Annotated in this window: 17 protein-coding genes and 1 riboswitch; of the genes, 9 read left to right on the forward strand and 8 right to left on the reverse strand. The window is 72.4% G+C overall.

What is annotated here, in order from left to right; all coding sequences use genetic code 11:
• The first annotated feature begins 170 nt into the window (after positions 1-170).
• Together ABD213_RS01025 and ABD213_RS01030 are read left to right on the forward strand one after the other, a co-directional pair.
• Positions 171-1,097, forward strand: a complete 927-nt coding sequence (locus ABD213_RS01025; RefSeq protein WP_344323241.1) for a DNA-3-methyladenine glycosylase family protein — start codon at positions 171-173, stop codon at positions 1,095-1,097.
• 35 nt (positions 1,098-1,132) lie between these two features.
• Positions 1,133-2,275 (forward strand): MFS transporter, encoded by a 1,143-nt coding sequence (locus ABD213_RS01030; RefSeq protein ID WP_344323246.1) that lies wholly within the window; start codon positions 1,133-1,135, stop codon positions 2,273-2,275.
• A 6-nt stretch (positions 2,276-2,281) separates the two neighbouring features.
• On the opposite strand, the gene ABD213_RS01035 is transcribed toward ABD213_RS01030, so the two are convergent.
• The 3 genes from ABD213_RS01035 to ABD213_RS01045 all read right to left on the reverse strand — a co-directional run bounded on the left by ABD213_RS01035 (position 2,282) and on the right by ABD213_RS01045 (position 3,687).
• Positions 2,282-2,671 carry a PepSY domain-containing protein gene (locus tag ABD213_RS01035; protein ID WP_344323249.1) on the reverse strand — a complete coding sequence of 130 codons (390 nt, stop codon included), beginning with the start codon at positions 2,669-2,671 and terminating at the stop codon, positions 2,282-2,284.
• Positions 2,668-2,865, reverse strand: a complete 198-nt coding sequence (locus tag ABD213_RS01040; protein WP_344323251.1) for a hypothetical protein — start codon at positions 2,863-2,865, stop codon at positions 2,668-2,670. The genes ABD213_RS01035 and ABD213_RS01040 overlap by 4 nt, the downstream gene beginning before the upstream one ends.
• 201 nt (positions 2,866-3,066) lie before the next feature.
• Entirely contained in the window at positions 3,067-3,687 is a 621-nt protein-coding gene (locus ABD213_RS01045) for an L-threonylcarbamoyladenylate synthase (protein ID WP_344323253.1), read from the reverse strand.
• 113 nt (positions 3,688-3,800) lie between these two features.
• On the opposite strand from ABD213_RS01045, the gene ABD213_RS01050 reads away from it, so the two are divergent.
• Genes ABD213_RS01050 through cobA form a run of 4 tightly spaced genes read left to right on the forward strand, consistent with a single transcriptional unit; the run spans position 3,801 to position 8,035 of the window.
• Entirely contained in the window at positions 3,801-4,601 is an 801-nt protein-coding gene (locus ABD213_RS01050; RefSeq protein ID WP_344323255.1) for a phosphoadenylyl-sulfate reductase, read from the forward strand.
• Positions 4,602-4,614: 13 nt separating this feature from the next.
• Positions 4,615-5,550 carry a sulfate adenylyltransferase subunit CysD gene (cysD, locus tag ABD213_RS01055; RefSeq protein ID WP_344323257.1) on the forward strand — a complete coding sequence of 312 codons (936 nt, stop codon included), beginning with the start codon at positions 4,615-4,617 and terminating at the stop codon, positions 5,548-5,550.
• A complete protein-coding gene (locus ABD213_RS01060) occupies positions 5,550-6,827 on the forward strand; it encodes a sulfate adenylyltransferase subunit 1 (RefSeq protein WP_344323260.1) in 1,278 nt (425 codons plus the stop codon). The genes cysD and ABD213_RS01060 overlap by 1 nt, the downstream gene beginning before the upstream one ends.
• Positions 6,828-6,832: 5 nt before the next feature.
• Positions 6,833-8,035: a uroporphyrinogen-III C-methyltransferase gene (gene cobA, locus ABD213_RS01065; protein ID WP_344323262.1), complete on the forward strand. Its 1,203-nt coding sequence runs from the start codon at positions 6,833-6,835 to the stop codon at positions 8,033-8,035.
• 4 nt (positions 8,036-8,039) lie between these two features.
• On the opposite strand, the gene ABD213_RS01070 is transcribed toward cobA, so the two are convergent.
• Genes ABD213_RS01070 through ABD213_RS01080 form a run of 3 tightly spaced genes read right to left on the reverse strand, consistent with a single transcriptional unit; the run spans position 8,040 to position 9,493 of the window.
• On the reverse strand, positions 8,040-8,447 hold the full coding sequence (locus ABD213_RS01070) for a hypothetical protein (protein ID WP_344323264.1): 408 nt from the start codon (positions 8,445-8,447) through the stop codon (positions 8,040-8,042).
• Positions 8,440-8,805 (reverse strand): hypothetical protein, encoded by a 366-nt coding sequence (locus ABD213_RS01075; protein ID WP_344323266.1) that lies wholly within the window; start codon positions 8,803-8,805, stop codon positions 8,440-8,442. Before ABD213_RS01075 ends, ABD213_RS01070 begins: the two co-directional genes overlap by 8 nt.
• A 16-nt stretch (positions 8,806-8,821) precedes the next feature.
• Positions 8,822-9,493 (reverse strand): alpha/beta hydrolase, encoded by a 672-nt coding sequence (locus ABD213_RS01080; RefSeq protein ID WP_344323268.1) that lies wholly within the window; start codon positions 9,491-9,493, stop codon positions 8,822-8,824.
• A gap of 132 nt (positions 9,494-9,625) precedes the next feature.
• On the opposite strand from ABD213_RS01080, the gene sigK reads away from it, so the two are divergent.
• Genes sigK through ABD213_RS01095 form a run of 3 tightly spaced genes read left to right on the forward strand, consistent with a single transcriptional unit; the run spans position 9,626 to position 11,445 of the window.
• Complete coding sequence (sigK, locus tag ABD213_RS01085; RefSeq protein WP_344323272.1) at positions 9,626-10,225, forward strand: ECF RNA polymerase sigma factor SigK; 600 nt, start codon at positions 9,626-9,628, stop codon at positions 10,223-10,225.
• Positions 10,222-10,926: an anti-sigma factor gene (locus tag ABD213_RS01090; protein WP_344323274.1), complete on the forward strand. Its 705-nt coding sequence runs from the start codon at positions 10,222-10,224 to the stop codon at positions 10,924-10,926. Before sigK ends, ABD213_RS01090 begins: the two co-directional genes overlap by 4 nt.
• A gap of 30 nt (positions 10,927-10,956) precedes the next feature.
• Positions 10,957-11,445, forward strand: a complete 489-nt coding sequence (locus ABD213_RS01095) for a hypothetical protein (protein ID WP_344323276.1) — start codon at positions 10,957-10,959, stop codon at positions 11,443-11,445.
• 18 nt (positions 11,446-11,463) lie between these two features.
• Here the strand turns inward: ABD213_RS01095 and gcvP are convergent, their stop codons facing one another.
• Positions 11,464-14,283, reverse strand: a complete 2,820-nt coding sequence (gene gcvP / locus ABD213_RS01100) for an aminomethyl-transferring glycine dehydrogenase (RefSeq protein WP_344323278.1) — start codon at positions 14,281-14,283, stop codon at positions 11,464-11,466.
• A 62-nt stretch (positions 14,284-14,345) separates the two neighbouring features.
• Positions 14,346-14,434: riboswitch (glycine riboswitch) on the reverse strand.
• A 32-nt stretch (positions 14,435-14,466) separates the two neighbouring features.
• Positions 14,467-15,045, reverse strand: coding sequence for a MerR family transcriptional regulator (locus ABD213_RS01105; protein WP_344323280.1), 579 nt, complete (start codon positions 15,043-15,045; stop codon positions 14,467-14,469).
• Positions 15,046-15,048 lie beyond the last annotated feature (3 nt).

The raw sequence follows: 15,048 nt of genomic DNA on the forward strand, positions 1-15,048 counted from the left end.
GACACGCACGCGCGTGCCCGTCGGCTGCGCGCCGAGCGGTCCGGGCTGTGGGTCGAGCTCGAGGTGCAGCGGGCGATCCGCCGGGGCGACTTCGACGACCTGCCGGGTGCGGGCAAGCGTGACGACGCCGACGCGAGCACGGCGGGGGTGGCGGGCGTCATGATGGAGGGGTGTCCTCCTCCCCGCACCGTGTGCTCTCGCCGGGCCGGCGGCTGTCGGTGGTGCAGACGCTCGGTCCGCTTCGCCGCGGTCCGGGCGACCCCACCGTCCTGCGGGACGGCACGCGGTGGTGGATGACCACGCGGATGCCCTCCGGGTCGGCGACGCTCCTGCTCGACCAGGTGGCCCCCGATCTGGTCGAGGCGTCGGCCTGGGGTCCGGGCGCCGAGGAGCGTCTCGCCGCGCTCGAGCCGCTGCTCGGCAGCCACCGACCGGAGCCGCACTTCGTCGATGCCCACCCCCACGTGGCCGACGCGATGCGCCGCCACCCCGGCCTCTCGGTGCCCGCGACCGGTCGCGTGCTCGAGGCCCTCGTGCCGGCGGTCCTGGAGCAGAAGGTGCTCGGCGTCGACGCGTTCGCCGCGTGGCGGCGCCTCGTGCTCGCGCACGGCGACCCGGCGCCCGGCCCGGTGCCCGACCGGATGCGGGTCCTGCCCACCGCCGAGCGCTGGGCGGCGCTGCCGTCCTGGGAGTGGCACCGCGCGGGCGTCGACCCGCAGCGCTACCGCACGGCCCAGCGGTGCGTCCGCGTCGCCGCACAGCTGGAGCGACTCGCTGCGGCCGGCGACCTCGATGCCTTCTACCGGGGCCTGCGCAGCATCCCCGGCGTCGGGATCTGGACGGCCGCCGAGGTCGGCAGCCGCGCTCTCGGCGACGCCGACGCCGTCCCCTTCGGCGACTACCACCTCGGCCACCTGGTCGGCGTCGGCCTGCTCGGACGTCGCCTGCCGGTCGACGACCACGCCGCGATCGGCGAGGCGCTCGAGCCGTACCGCCCCGAACGCTTCGTCGCGGTCCGCCTGCTGCAGCTGAGTCCGCACGTGGTCCTCGAACGTCGAGGGGCACGCATGGCCCGGGTCGACCACCGCCGGCTCTGAGTCGTGCCCATCCCGCCCGGGCCTACAGTGGCCCGGTGCCTGTCTGGACCCGCGCCTGCCTCGCGCTCTTCGCCGTCGGCTGGGGCGCGAACCAGTTCGCGGCGCTGCTGCCGGTCTACCGCGTCGGAGGCGGTGCGAGCGCCGAGCAGGTGACGCTGCTGTTCGGCGCCTACGCGGTCGGGCTCATCCCCACCTTGCTCGTCGTGGCGCCGATCAGCGACCGACTCGGCAGACGGCGCGTCATGGCGCCCGTGCTCGTCCTGTCGTTCCTGGCCACCCTGGTCCTCATCGCGGGCTCGCAGAGCCTGTGGATCCTGCTCGTCGGCCGACTCCTGGCCGGGATCGCCTCCGGTGCGGCCTTCGCGCCCGGCACGGCCTGGGTCAAGGAGCTCACCACCGGCCCGTCCGGCACCGGAGCCCGTCGTGCCGCGATCGCGCTGTCGGCGGGGTTCGGCACCGGCCCCCTCGTGACCGGACCGATGGCGCAGTGGCTGCCGGCGCCCACCGTGCTGCCCTACCTGCCGCACCTGGCGCTCACGGTCGTCGTGACCTTCCTGGTGCTGCGGGCCCCGGAGGTGGCGCGCCCTCGCGACGACACCGGTCTCGACGAACCCGACCGCGTGCGACGCGCCCTCCTCTCCCCCGTCTTCCTTCGGCGGGTCCTGCTCACGGCGCCCTGGGTCTTCGGGTGCGCGTGCCTCGCTTTCGCGACCGTCCCGGAGGTCGCTCCGGTCCCCGGGCCGCGGGTGGCGGTCGGTGGCGCGCTCGTCGCCCTGACGCTGTGGACCGGGGTCGCCGTCCAGCCGCTCGGGCGACGCCTGGACCCGACGAGCACCGTGCTGCTCGGCTCCGTGGCGGGCGTCGCGGGCTTCCTCGTCGCCGCGCTGGCGTCCGTGACCGGGTGGAGCGGCCTCACCGTCGTGTCGGTGATCGCGCTCGGCGCCGCCTACGGGTGGATCCTCGTCGGCGGCCTGGCGACCGTCGAGCAGGTGGCCCACCCGCGCGACCTCGCCACGGTGAACGCCGTGTTCTACAGCCTGACGTACGTGGGGTTCGCCGCACCGTACCTCGGCACCGTGCTGCTCGGCTCCGTCGCGGCGACGCCGGCCATGCTCCTGCTGGCGGGCCTGCTGGCCGCCACCGTGCCACTCACCGTCTCCTCGCGCCGTCGAGCGTGACGACCCTCAGTCGGTCTCGACCCGCAGGACCTCGCCGTCCAGCGTCAGGTAGACCTCGACGTCGTCCATGAAGGCGACCTCCCAGGCGTACTCGCCGCCGCCCTCGTCGCTGATCCCGGCGTCGTCGACAGGCTCGGTGCCGCCGTACTCGGCGATCGCCAGGCGAACGGCGTCGCTGAGGCTGATCGACGTCGCCTCGAGTCCGGCGGCATCGGTCGACCCGAGGTCGGCCTCGCGATCGGACCCGAGAACCTCGGAGCCGTCGGCGCTGACGAGGACCTCGATGTCGTCCCCACCGACTGCGACATGCACCTCCCAGGTGCCACCGTCGCCGTCGTCGAGTTCGAAGGCCCGGCCACCGGCATCAGCCTCGGCGGTGGCGATCGCCGCGATCACCCCTCGTACTCCTGCGGGACGCCGCCGGGGTCACCCGAGGGGGTGGAGCCCGACTCCTCCGTCGGTTCTGCCATCTCGATGGCCCCGGAGTCAGCTCCACCGCTCTGGTCGTCGGTGCCGCTGCATCCGCTCAGCACGAGCACCGCGGCAAGGGCCGATCCGGTCACCATGGTCCGTGGTCGCGACGTGATCATGATCCGATGGTGTCAGGTTCGCGCACAGATCTCAGCCTGTGCGGCCTCCATGAGAGCCGCCTCATCGTCCCCTCACCGATCTCTCATCCTCGGCTCGCGACGAGCGCGTCGGCGACCTCCTCGGTCGGGTGAGCGGACGCCGCCGAGACGCTGAACCCGCCGGGCACGAGGACGAAGGTGACCGGTGCGCTCACCGCAGGATCACTCGAAGCGGTCGGTGGGACCGGCGCCGACACGGACGATGTCGGCGACGCCGTCGGAGAGGTCGATGACGGTGGTGGGCTCGGCCGACACGTCACCGGACTCGACCACGACGTCGACCTGCTGGTCGAGCTCGTCCTTGACGACCCACGACTCCGTCATCGCCTCGGTCTCCCCCGGCAGGATCAGCGTGCTCGTGAGCAGTGGCTCGCCCAGCTCGGCGAGCAGCGCCTGCACCACGGCATGGTCGGGGATGCGTGCACCCACGGTCTTCTTCTTGGGATGCAGCATCCTGCGCGGCACCTCGCGGGTGGCCGGCAAGATGAAGGTGTAGGGGCCCGGGGTGGCGCTCTTCACCGCCCGGAACACGGCGTTGTCGACGTGCACGAACTGCCCGAGCTGCGCGAAGTCGCGGCACACCACCGTGAAGTGGTGCTTGTCGTCGAGCTGGCGGATCGAGCGGATCCGGTCGAGCGCGGCCTGGTTGCCGAGCTGAGCGCCGAGTGCGTAGCCGGAGTCGGTCGGGTAGGCGATCAGGCCGCCGTCGCGGAGGACGGAGACGGTCTGCTCGACCGCTCGGGGTTGGGGGTTCTGCGGGTGGATGTCGATGAGGCGCGCCATCGCTCGAGACTACGTGCCGGACGCCTCCCGCGGCCAGCCGTCGCAGCACCCCCGGTGTGTCCACGATGCGTCCACGTGTCTCGACGCTCGGGACGGCTCACTACCCTGGAGCCATGTCCGAGTCGTCCGCCCCCTCCCTGGCCGAGCGTCGTGAACGCCAGCTCGCCCACGACCGCGCCCGCGAGGAGCACCACCTCGAGCGCGCGGCCCTGGCCGGCCAGCTGCGTCCGCGTGAGCGACTGGAGGCACTCGCTGCCGAGGGCGCCAGGCGGTTCGCCGATGCACCGGCCGAGGAGGTGCTGCCCTGGGTCGCCGAGACCTTCGGCTACCGCACCGCCGTCGCCTGCTCCATGGCCGACGCCGTCCTGCCCCACGTCGTCGCCCAGCACCTGCCGTGGGTCGACACGCTCTTCCTCGAGACCGGCTACCACTTCGCCGAGACGATCGGGACCCGTGACGCCGTCGAGTCCTCGATGGAGCTGACCATCGTCGACGTCCTGCCCCGCCTGAGCGTCGCCGAGCAGGACGCCGAGCACGGCAAGGACCTCTTCGCCCGCGACCCCGGTGCGTGCTGCGCCATGCGCAAGGTCGAGCCGCTGCAGCGCACCCTTGCCGGGTACGAGGCCTGGATCACCGGTGTCCGGCGCGACGAGGGCCCCACGCGCGCGGACACTCCCGTCGTCACCTGGGACGACAAGAACGCACTGGTGAAGATCAACCCGTTGGCGACCTGGACGTTCGACGAGCTGCTCACCTACGCCGAGCAGCACGACGTCATCGTCAACCCCCTGGTCTCCGACGGCTACCCCTCCATCGGGTGCGCGCCGTGCACCCGACGGGTCGCGCCGGGCGAGGACCCCCGTGCCGGCCGGTGGGCCGGACTGGACAAGACCGAGTGCGGCCTGCACACCTGAGGAGACCGAACCGATGACCGTCACCGACGACGCGCAGCCGAGCGCTGCCACCGAGTACCGTCTCGACCAGCTGCAGTGGCTCGAGTCGGAGTCCGTGCACATCATCCGCGAGGTGGTGGCCGAGTTCGAGCGTCCCGTCCTGCTGTTCTCCGGCGGCAAGGACTCCGTGGTGATGCTGCACCTGGCCACCAAGGCCTTCTGGCCGGCGCCGGTCCCGTTCCCGGTGCTCCACGTGGACACCGGTCACAACTTCCCCGAGGTCCTGGCCTACCGCGACGCGACGGTCGAGCGTCTCGGACTGCGCCTGGAGGTCGCATCGGTGCAGGACTACATCGACGACGGCCGCCTGCGCGAGCGCGCCGACGGGACCCGCAACCCGTTGCAGACCCAGCCGCTGCTGGACGCCATCGTCGAGCACCGCTTCGACGCGGTCTTCGGCGGCGGTCGACGTGACGAGGAGAAGGCACGCGCCAAGGAACGGGTGTTCAGCCTGCGCGACGAGTTCGGCCAGTGGGATCCCCGCAACCAGCGACCGGAGCTGTGGAACCTCTACAACGGCCGTCACCGGCCCGGCGAGCACGTGCGGGTCTTCCCGCTCAGCAACTGGACCGAGCTCGACGTGTGGCAGTACATCGGCCGCGAGGGCATCGAGCTGCCGAGCCTGTACTACGCGCACAAGCGCGAGGTGTTCGAGCGCGACGGCATGCTGCTGTCCGTCGGCGAGTTCGCCACCCCCCGCGCCGGGGAGACCGTCTCGACCCGCCAGGTCCGCTATCGCACCGTCGGCGACATGTCCTGCACGGGTGCGGTCGAGAGCGACGCCGCCGACGTCACCGACGTCATCGCCGAGGTCGCCGCGACCCGCGTGACCGAGCGCGGCGCGACCCGCGCCGACGACCGGATCAGCGAGGCCGCCATGGAGGACCGCAAGAAGGAAGGCTATTTCTGATGCCGACGCTGCTGCGCCTCGCGACCGCCGGATCGGTCGACGACGGCAAGTCCACCCTCGTGGGTCGGCTGCTCTACGACTCCAAGTCCGTCCTGGCCGACCAGTTCGACGCCGTCGAGCGGGTCAGCCGCGACCGCGGGCTCGAGTCCGCCGACCTCGCGCTGCTCACCGACGGCCTGCGCTCCGAGCGCGAGCAGGGCATCACCATCGACGTCGCGTACCGCTACTTCGCCACGGCCGAGCGCAGCTTCATCCTCGCCGACTGTCCCGGCCACGTGCAGTACACACGCAACACCGTCACGGGCGCCAGCACCGCCGACGTCGTGGTGCTGCTCGTCGACGTCCGCAAGGGCGTGCAGGAGCAGACCCGTCGCCACCTCGCCGTCGCCTCCCTGCTGCGGGTGCCCCACGTCCTGGTCGTGGTGAACAAGGTCGACCTCGTCGACTACGACGAGGCGACGTACGACCAGGTCGCCGCTCAGGTGCAGCAGACCGCGTCCTCGCTCGGGCTCAGCGACGTGACCACGGTGCCCGTCTCCGCCCTCGTCGGCGACAACGTCGTCGAGCCGTCCGGGCGCATGCCCTGGTACACCGGTCCCACCGTCCTCGGTCTGCTCGAGCGCATCGAGGCCGTCGGCGCCCCCCACTCCGAGCCGTTGCGGTTCCCCGTCCAGCTCGTCATCCGTCCGCAGTCGGCCGCCGACGAACGGTTCCGCGACTACCGCGGCTACGCCGGCCAGATCGCGTCCGGTCTCGTGCGCGTGGGCGACGAGGTCACCGTCCTGCCGAGCGGGCGCACCAGCACCGTGGCCGGGATCGACACCGCCGACGGTGAGCTGACCGAGGCCTTCGCGCCGCAGTCCGTCACCCTCAGGCTGGACGACGACGTGGACATCTCCCGCGGGGACCTCATCGTCACCTCACGCAGCGTCCCGGCCGTGACCCAGGACGTCGAGGGCACGGTCGCCTGGCTCGCCGAGCACCGGCTCGTCCCCCGCACCAAGGTGCTGCTCAAGCACGGCACCCGGACGGTGCAGGCCATGGTGCAGGCCATCGGCGGCCGCCTCGACCTCGACGAGGCGCGCCTGCGGGCCGCGGACTCCCTCGAGCTCAACGACATCGGGCACGTCACGCTGCGGCTGGCGTCGGGCATCGCCGCCGAGGAGTACCTCCACTCGCGCGCCGGCGGATCGTTCCTGCTCGTCGACGCCCAGGAGGGCACGACGCTCGCCGCCGGCATGGTCGGGGACGCGCTCCTGGCGACCGCAGCGCCTTGAGGCCGATGGAAGCCGTCGACAGCCTCCCGCTCACGCTGCGGGTCGAGGGCCGGCGCGTGCTGGTCGTCGGGGGCGGGCACGTGGCGACCCGTCGGGTGCTCTCCCTCCTGGCGGCCGGGGCTCGGCTGACGGTGGTCTCGCCCGCCGTCACCGCCACGCTCGCGGAGCTGGCCGCCGACGGGGCGATCGACTGGCGACAGCGTCGCTACGAGCGCGACGACCTCGACGGTGCCTGGCTCGTGCAGACCGCGACCGACGACCGTCGCGTCGACGACCGCGTCGCCGCGGACGCCGAAGCCGCATGCACGTGGTGCCTCAAGGGTGGCGACCCGGGCGGGGCGACGGCCTGGATGCCTGCGGTCGCGAGGGTCGACGACGTCGCGGTCGCCGTGAGCGGTGGCGGTGACGCCGGACGTGCCTCCCGGTTGCGCGACGCCGTGGCCTCGGCGCTGCAGTCCGGAGAGCTCCCGCTGCGCCACCGCACCCACCACCCGGGCGGCTCCGTCGCGCTCGTCGGCGGCGGACCCGGTGGCCCGGACCTGCTGACCTCACGCGGGCGACGGCTCCTGGCCGAGGCGGACGTCGTGGTCGTCGACCGCCTGGCCCCGCTGGCCGTCCTGGACGAGCTGTCGCCCGACGTCGAGGTCGTGGACGTCGGCAAGCTTCCCGAGCACCACCCCACCCCCCAGGACCGCATCAACGAGATCCTCCTCGAGCAGGCGCGGGCGGGGCGACGCGTCGTGCGCCTCAAGGGTGGCGACCCGTACGTGCTCGGCCGCGGCGGCGAGGAGCGCCTGGCGTGCGAGGCCGCCGGCATCCCGGTCGAGGTCGTCCCCGGCGTCACCAGCGCCATCGCCGTGCCGGCCGCGGCGGGCATCCCGGTGACCCACCGCGGCGTGGCCGCCGGCTTCAGCGTCGTGACCGGGCACGAGGAGCTCCGCGAGCTGCCGGCACGTGGCGACCACACGCTGGTGCTGCTCATGGGGGTGAAGCGCCTGGCCACCACCGTCGCAGAGCTCGTCGCCGCGGGTCACGACCCCGAGCGTCCGGCGGCCGTCGTGGAGCGCGGGTTCCGTCCCGACCAGCGGGTCACCGTGGCCACGCTCGCCACCATCGCCGAGCGGGCCGGCGCCGTCGGGGCGAGCTCCCCCGCGGTCACGGTGATCGGCGACGTCGTGCGACTCGCTCCCGCCTGGACCGAGCGCTAGCGCGTCACGGCGTGGACGCCGGCCGGGTGCGGTGGAGCCACCACAACCCGACGACCGGCAGCACGAGGGGCACGAAGCCGTAGCCGACACCGAAGTCCGACCAGACGGTCGCTTCGGGGAACAGCTGCGGGTCCACGATCGTCAGCAGGCCGACGCCGAGCACGCCCGCGAGCTCGAAGCCGATGGTGAGTCCGGCGAGCCGGCGACGATCCGTGGCCAGCGCGTAGGTCGCGACGACGTAGACCACGCCGGCCACGGCGGACAGGGTGTAGGCCACCGGCGCCTCGGACGCCTTGGCCAGGAGCTGGTAGATCGACCGCGCGGACGCCGCGAGGGCGAACACGGCGTACACGGCGACGAGCGCCCGGCCGAAGCCGTGCTGCGTGGGACGATCGGACGCTGGCTCAGACAACGGTGCCCTCCCAGATGCCGTGGATGCGGAACACGAGGGCGGCCACCGTCACCATGGCCACCGCGACGACCCCGGTCCCCCAGCGGCTCTTCTCCGCGATCCCCCAGACGACCGCCGCGGGCGGGATGACGACGACCGTCACGAGGTAGGAGACGAACAGCACACCGTCGACGTCACGGTCCGTGCGAGCGAGCGCCACCGACCCACCCACGAGCACGGCCAGCAGCGCCAGCTCGACGACCGCGACGGCGTAGAACAGGGGGTTGTCGAACGTCGTCCGGCGCCACGTGTGCAGCGTCGCCAGGACACCGGCCGCCAGGGCCAGCACGGCGACCACGATGGCGATCGGCAGCGTCACGGTCGTCCTTCGGGGGTCACGGGATCTCGGGGTCGCGGGTGGGCGCGTGGTCGGACGGACCGACCAGGTCCAGGACGGAGTCTTCCACGAAGGCGTTCCACGTCCCGACCCGGCGGAACATGAAGTGGCCGGCGTCGGGCAGCGCCGTCCATGTCGCGTCCACACCGACCGCCCGGCACCGGTCGACGAAGGAGCGGCTCGCCGCCGAGGAGGTCCACCGGTCGGCCGTGCCGTGCAGGACGCGCAGCGCCTTGCCCCTCAGCGCCGTGGCCGGCTCGCCCTGGGGCAGCCAGGGGGCGAGACCCACGACTCCGAGCACCGCGTCGTCGTCGGCCACCCGGCACGCGGTCCGTCCACCCATCGAGTGCCCGACGAGCACCACCGGTGTCCCAGGAGCCTCGTGCGCGAGGCGCTCCAGCGCCCACCGGGCCGCCCGGACCGGCGAGGGGTCACGCGGGTCGTTCCACCCACGGACGGCGTTCTGCAGCAGCCGCACCTCCCACCGCTCACGACGCGCGGTGCGCCGCAGGGCTCGGGCGAGCATCGCCATGCGCCACCAGCTCGCGTGCCGGTCGCGGACGGGCTCCTGGCTCGTCTGCTGCCCCCCGTGCAGGAGAAGGACGATGGCACGGGGTCGGGGCCGGCGGACCCGGACGTCGAGTCGCGGCTCGCTGGGGTCAGGACGCACGGCGCCACGGTAGTCCTGCACACCTGGCTTCGCAGGGCGCCTGCCGTACCCTTGGAGCACCCTGTCCCGACCCATCCATGCCGGAGGTTGCCGCGAATGGCACGTAGGAACCCACTCAGGAAGGGGCGTGGCATGGAGCAGGGCACGGCAGCGCGCCGGCTGGAGGTCGTCGGCGACGACACCCCGGTCGCGGACGCGAGCGCGCTCCTCGTCCGCACGGCGCGTGGCGACGAGTCGGCCTTCGCCGAGCTGTTCGACTGCTTGTCCCCCGCCGTCTTCGGTCTCGCCCGTCGGGTCATCCGTGACCCTGCGCGTGCCGAGGAGGTCGCCCAGGAGGTCTTCCTCCAGGTGTGGCAGACCGCCGCGCGGTTCGACCCCGATCGTGGTTCGGCCAAGAGCTGGGTCCTCACGTTGGCCCACCGTCGCGCGGTCGACGCCGTCCGTCACGACCAGGCCGCCACCAATCGCGACAACGCCTACGACTGGGCTCCTGACGTCGACCACGACACCGTGCTCGAGACCGTCACGGTCAAGATGGAGCACGAGCAGGTCCGGCGGTGCCTGGGATCGCTCACCGACCTGCAACGTGAGTCGATCATGATGGCCTACTACAACGGCCACACCTACGCGGAGGTCGCGACGCTGCTCGACGCGAACCCGGCCACCGTCAAGACGCGCATGCGCGACGGCCTGGTCCGTCTTCGCGACTGCCTGGGAGTCGAGGCCTCATGAACACCGATCTCCACGACCTGCTCGTGCCGTACGCGCTCGACGCGCTCGACCCGCACGAACGCTCCAAGTTCGAGTCCCACCTCGACCAGTGCGACGTGTGCTCGGTCGAGCTGAACGGCTTCTCCCTCACCGCGGTGCGGATGGCCGAGGCCACCGAGGAGGAGCCGCCGAGCGCGTTGCGCGTCGCCGTCCTGGAGCGGGTCGCCACGACGGCCCAGGAACGTCCCGTCGTCACGGCCATCGCCCAGCACGGTGCGCTGCGCCGCTCGATGCCGCGCATCGCCGTGGCCGCGTCGGTGCTCGTCGCCACCGCGGGTCTCGGTGGGTTCCTGCTCGAGCGTGACCGTGCCGAGGACCTGCAGACCCAGACCGAGCAGATCTCGACCATCCTCACCGCCGAGGACTCCGCGCTGCTCGCCGCTCCGGCGACGACCGGTGGCGAGCTGCGCATCATGCACTCCCCGTCCCACGGTGACGCCGTGGTCATGGGCTCGGACCTCGAGCCGCTCACCGACGGGAAGATCTACCAGGTCTGGGCGATGTACGGCGACGAGCCGCAGTCGGCCGGCCTGCTGCCGTCCAGCTCCTCGATGGTGCTGGCCACGGGGGTCGGTGACGCCGATGCCTTCGCCGTCACCATCGAGCCGGCCGGCGGCTCGCAGGCACCGACGACCGAGCCGATCGTGGACACGCGCAGCTGACCGTGCCAGTGGCTCTGTCATGATGGCGCGGTGCTGAGCCCTCACGTCGTCGTCTCGGCCGCGATGGCCGTCCCGTCCGGCTACTACCGACCCCTGGTGGAGTCCTTCGCCGCACACGGCTGGCGGGCGCAGGCGCGGTCCGAGGAGCCGGAGCGCCCGGTCGTCCTGCTGGGACACAGCCTCGGCGGACAGCTGGGTGCGTTGGTGCAGGCCCGCGACGACGGCGCCGACGCCCTCGTCACCATCGGGGCCGGCGTGCCGTGGTTCCGTGTCCACCCCTGGGCCGGGCTGCCCGTGCCGGAGCGGTCGATCGACGCCTACGTCGATCTCTTCCTCGACCCGGACCTCACGTCCCGGTGGACCTACCGCCGGGCGGAGGCGCCGGTGGGCGGCAGCACGGACCACGTCGCGTGGTTCCGCCGACCCGAGGCGGTCGTCGAGCACGTCATCGACTGGTGGGACAGCGTCGTGCCGCGTCAGGTCGCGGGGGGGGGGGTCACCGACCGGCCGGCCACCTAGGATCCACCCGGTGGACCCCTAGGCGAAGGCCTCGATGGGCGGGCACGAGCAGGTCAGGTTCCGGTCGCCGTAGGCCTGGTCGATGCGCCCGACCGGCGGCCAGTACTTGTCCTGCGTGGAGCCGCTCGGGAAGACACCCGTCCCGATCGGGTAGGCGTGCTGCCAGTCGAGGAGCTCGCGTGCGGCGTGCGGGGCGTGCACGAGCGGGTTGTCGCCCTCGGGGAACTCCCCCGCCGCCACCTGGTCGATCTCGGCGCGGATCGCGAGCATCGCGTCACAGAAGCGGTCGAGCTCGCCGAGGTCCTCGGACTCCGTCGGCTCGACCATGAGCGTGCCCGCCACGGGGAAGCTCATGGTCGGGGCGTGGAATCCGTAGTCGATCAACCGCTTGGCGACGTCGTCGACGCTGACGCCCGTGGCCTTGGTCAGGCCCCTCAGGTCGAGGATGCACTCGTGCGCCACGAGACCGTTCGCGCCGGTGTACAGCACGGGGAACGCCTCACGGAGCCGGGCGGCGACGTAGTTGGCCGACAGCACGGCCACGGAGGTGGCGTCGGTGAGGCCCTGCGCGCCCATCATCGAGACGTAGGCGAACGGGATGGGCAAGATGCCGGCCGAGCCGTACGGCGCAGCGCTGATCGCACCGATGCCCTCGCGGCGCTCCGCGATCGGGTGCAGGGGGTGACTGGGCAGGAACGGGACGAGATGCTCGGCGACGGCCACGGGCCCCACTCCAGGTCCTCCCCCGCCGTGCGGGATGCAGAACGTCTTGTGCAGGTTCAGGTGCGAGACGTCGCCACCGAAGGTGCCCGGGCTGGCGTGCCCCAGCAGGGCGTTGAGGTTCGCACCGTCGACGTACACCTGGCCGCCGGCGGCGTGGACCACGTCGCACAGCTCGCCGATCCCCTCCTCGTAGACGCCGTGGGTGGAGGGGTAGGTGACCATGATGGCGGCGAGCGAGTCACGATGCTCCTCGCACAGACGGCGGAGGTCGTCGAGGTCGACCTCGCCCTGCTCGTTCGCCGTGACGATGACGACCCGCATGCCGGCCATGATCGCCGACGCGGCGTTGGTGCCGTGGGCCGAGCTGGGGATGAGGCAGACGTCGCGCTGGTCGTCGCCGTTGGAGCGGTGCCAGGCACCGATGGCGAGCAGGCCGGCCAGCTCGCCCTGGGAGCCGGCGTTGGGCTGCACCGAGACGGCGGCATAGCCGGTGACCTCGGCCAGCCACCCCTCGAGCGTCTCGACCAGCTCGATCATCCCGGCGGCGTCCTCGGCGGGGACGAACGGGTGCAGGTCGGCGAAGCCCGGCCAGCTGATCGGTTCCATCTCGGCGGTCGCGTTGAGCTTCATGGTGCAGGACCCGAGGGGGATCATGCCGCGGTCGAGCGCGTAGTCGCGGTCGCTGAGCGTGCGCAGGTAGCGCAGCATCTGCGTCTCGCTGCGGTGCTCGGAGAAGACCGGGTGCGTCAAGATGGCGTCGTCGCGCCGCAGTGCGGTGGGCAGGTGGTCGCGCACCTCCTGGGGTACGGCGGTGTCGAGCTCGAAGGCCCGCCAGACCGCCTGCAGGTGCGGGAGCGTCGTGAGCTCGGAGGTCGAGATCCCGACGTGGTCGGCATCGACGAGACGCAGGTGGATCCCGGCTGCTCGAGCACGTCGCACGACACCCTCGGCCTCGCCGGGGACCGCGGCGACGACGGTGTCGAAGAACGCCTCGTGGGTGACCTGCACGCCACCGTGGACGAGCCCGGCAGCGAGGGTCGCGGCGGACCGGTGGACGTGCTCGGCGATGCGCCGCAGCCCGTCGGCACCGTGGTAGACCGCATACATCGATGCGGCGACGGCGAGCAGGACCTGCGCGGTGCAGATGTTGGACGTGGCCTTCTCGCGGCGGATGTGCTGCTCGCGGGTCTGCAGCGCGAGGCGGTAGGCCGGGCGGCCGGCCGAGTCGACCGACACCCCGACGAGACGTCCGGGCAGGTGGCGCTCGAGCCCGGAGCGGACCGCCATGAACCCCGCGTGGGGTCCGCCGTAGAACATCGGCACGCCGAAGCGCTGGCTGGACCCGACGACGACGTCGGCACCGAGGGAGCCCGGCGAACGCAGCAGGACCAGCGCGAGCGGGTCGCTGACGACCACGGTGAGTCCGCCGGCGGCCCGCACCGACTCGATGACGCGCGTCGGATCGGTCACGGCGCCGTCGGCGGCGGGGTAGGCCACGATCGCCCCGGCGACGTCGTCCGGGACGTCGTCCACGCCGAGGTCGACCTCGAGCAGGTCGATGCCGAGAGCCTCGGCCCGCGTGCGGACGACGTCCAACGTCTGCGGGAGGAGACGGGCGTCGAGGACGATCGGGCGCAGGTCCCTGCCGCGGGCAGCTCGTCGCACGAGCGTCATCGCCTCGGCGGCGGCCGTGCCCTCGTCCAGCAGCGACGCGTTCGCGGTGGGCAGGCCGGTGAGGTCGGCGACCATCGTCTGGAAGTTCAGCAGCGCCTCGAGCCGACCCTGGGAGATCTCGGGCTGGTAGGGCGTGTAGGCCGTGTACCAGGAGGGGTCCTCGAGCACGTTGCGGCGGACGACGGCCGGCGTGAGGGTCGGGTGGTAGCCGAGCCCGATCATCGAGGTGCCGGGGTTGTTGCGCTCGGCGAGCACCCTCAGCTGTGCCGTCGCCTGCGCCTCCGACGCCGGTGCCGGCAGCTCCAGGCCGGTGGTGGCGCGGATCCGCTCCGGCACCGCGGCGTGCATGAGCGAATCGAGGGAGGCGTGCCCGATCCGCTCGAGCATCTGTTGCTGCTGGTGCGCGTCCGGTCCGATGTGGCGATCGACGAAGGGGGACATCAGCACTCCAAGGGGGTCGCGAAGGGTGACTCCCCTCCTGTCACCGACCGGTTCCAGGGTGCCTCGTACGCGTGGTCCTTGGTGCCTGAGAGGTTCCGGGGAGGAATTGCCCCTTCGGCGCCGCCTGGGCGAACTCTCCCACGCGTGTCCGCAGCGGTGCCCAACCTACCAGCGGAGCACGGGTCAGCTCGTGCGGCGGGCCCGTCGACGCTCGGAGAGCTCGTCGTCGAGAGCGACCTCGGCGGCCGTCCGCTCGCTCGGGAGGTCGTGCAGCGAGCCCTCGATCTCCTTCCAGACGCCGCCGATGGCGATGCCGAAGACGCCCTGGCCACCCTGCAGGAGGTCGACGACCTCGGTCGCGGAGCGGCACTCGTACACGCTGGCGCCGTCGCTCATGAGGGTGACCTCGGTGAGGTCGTCGGTCCCGCGCTGGCGCAGGTGGTCGACCGCGGTGCGGATCTGCTGCAGGGAGACCCCGGCGTCGAGCAGTCGCTTGATGATCTTGAGCAGCAGGATGTCCTTGAAGGAGTAGAGCCGCTGGGTGCCCGACCCGGTCGCCGAGCGCACCGTGGGCTCGACCAGCTTCGTGCGCGCCCAGTAGTCGAGCTGGCGGTAGGTGATGCCTGCCGCCTTGCATGCCGTGGGGCCACGAAAGCCCGTGTCCTGGGGCATCGGGGCGAGGTCGTCGTCGAACAGCAGACCCTGATCGCCGGCCTTGGCCTCGGCTCGGGAGTCCGTGGACTCTCCGTGTGGCTCGATCATGCG

The organism is Aeromicrobium halocynthiae (assembly GCF_039531385.1).
Classification (GTDB): Bacteria; Actinomycetota; Actinomycetes; order Propionibacteriales; family Nocardioidaceae; genus Aeromicrobium; species Aeromicrobium halocynthiae.

Coding starts and splice junctions, on each gene's coding strand:
- ABD213_RS01040 (WP_344323251.1), bottom strand. CDS start 2,865: ATGATCACGTCGCGACCACGGACCATGGTGACCGGATCGGCCCTTGCC.
- ABD213_RS01045 (WP_344323253.1), bottom strand. CDS start 3,687: ATGGCGCGCCTCATCGACATCCACCCGCAGAACCCCCAACCCCGAGCG.
- ABD213_RS01050 (WP_344323255.1), top strand. CDS start 3,801: ATGTCCGAGTCGTCCGCCCCCTCCCTGGCCGAGCGTCGTGAACGCCAG.
- cysD (WP_344323257.1), top strand. CDS start 4,615: ATGACCGTCACCGACGACGCGCAGCCGAGCGCTGCCACCGAGTACCGT.
- ABD213_RS01060 (WP_344323260.1), top strand. CDS start 5,550: ATGCCGACGCTGCTGCGCCTCGCGACCGCCGGATCGGTCGACGACGGC.
- cobA (WP_344323262.1), top strand. CDS start 6,833: ATGGAAGCCGTCGACAGCCTCCCGCTCACGCTGCGGGTCGAGGGCCGG.
- sigK (WP_344323272.1), top strand. CDS start 9,626: ATGGAGCAGGGCACGGCAGCGCGCCGGCTGGAGGTCGTCGGCGACGAC.
- ABD213_RS01090 (WP_344323274.1), top strand. CDS start 10,222: ATGAACACCGATCTCCACGACCTGCTCGTGCCGTACGCGCTCGACGCG.
- gcvP (WP_344323278.1), bottom strand. CDS start 14,283: ATGTCCCCCTTCGTCGATCGCCACATCGGACCGGACGCGCACCAGCAG.
- ABD213_RS01105 (WP_344323280.1), bottom strand. CDS start 15,045: ATGATCGAGCCACACGGAGAGTCCACGGACTCCCGAGCCGAGGCCAAG.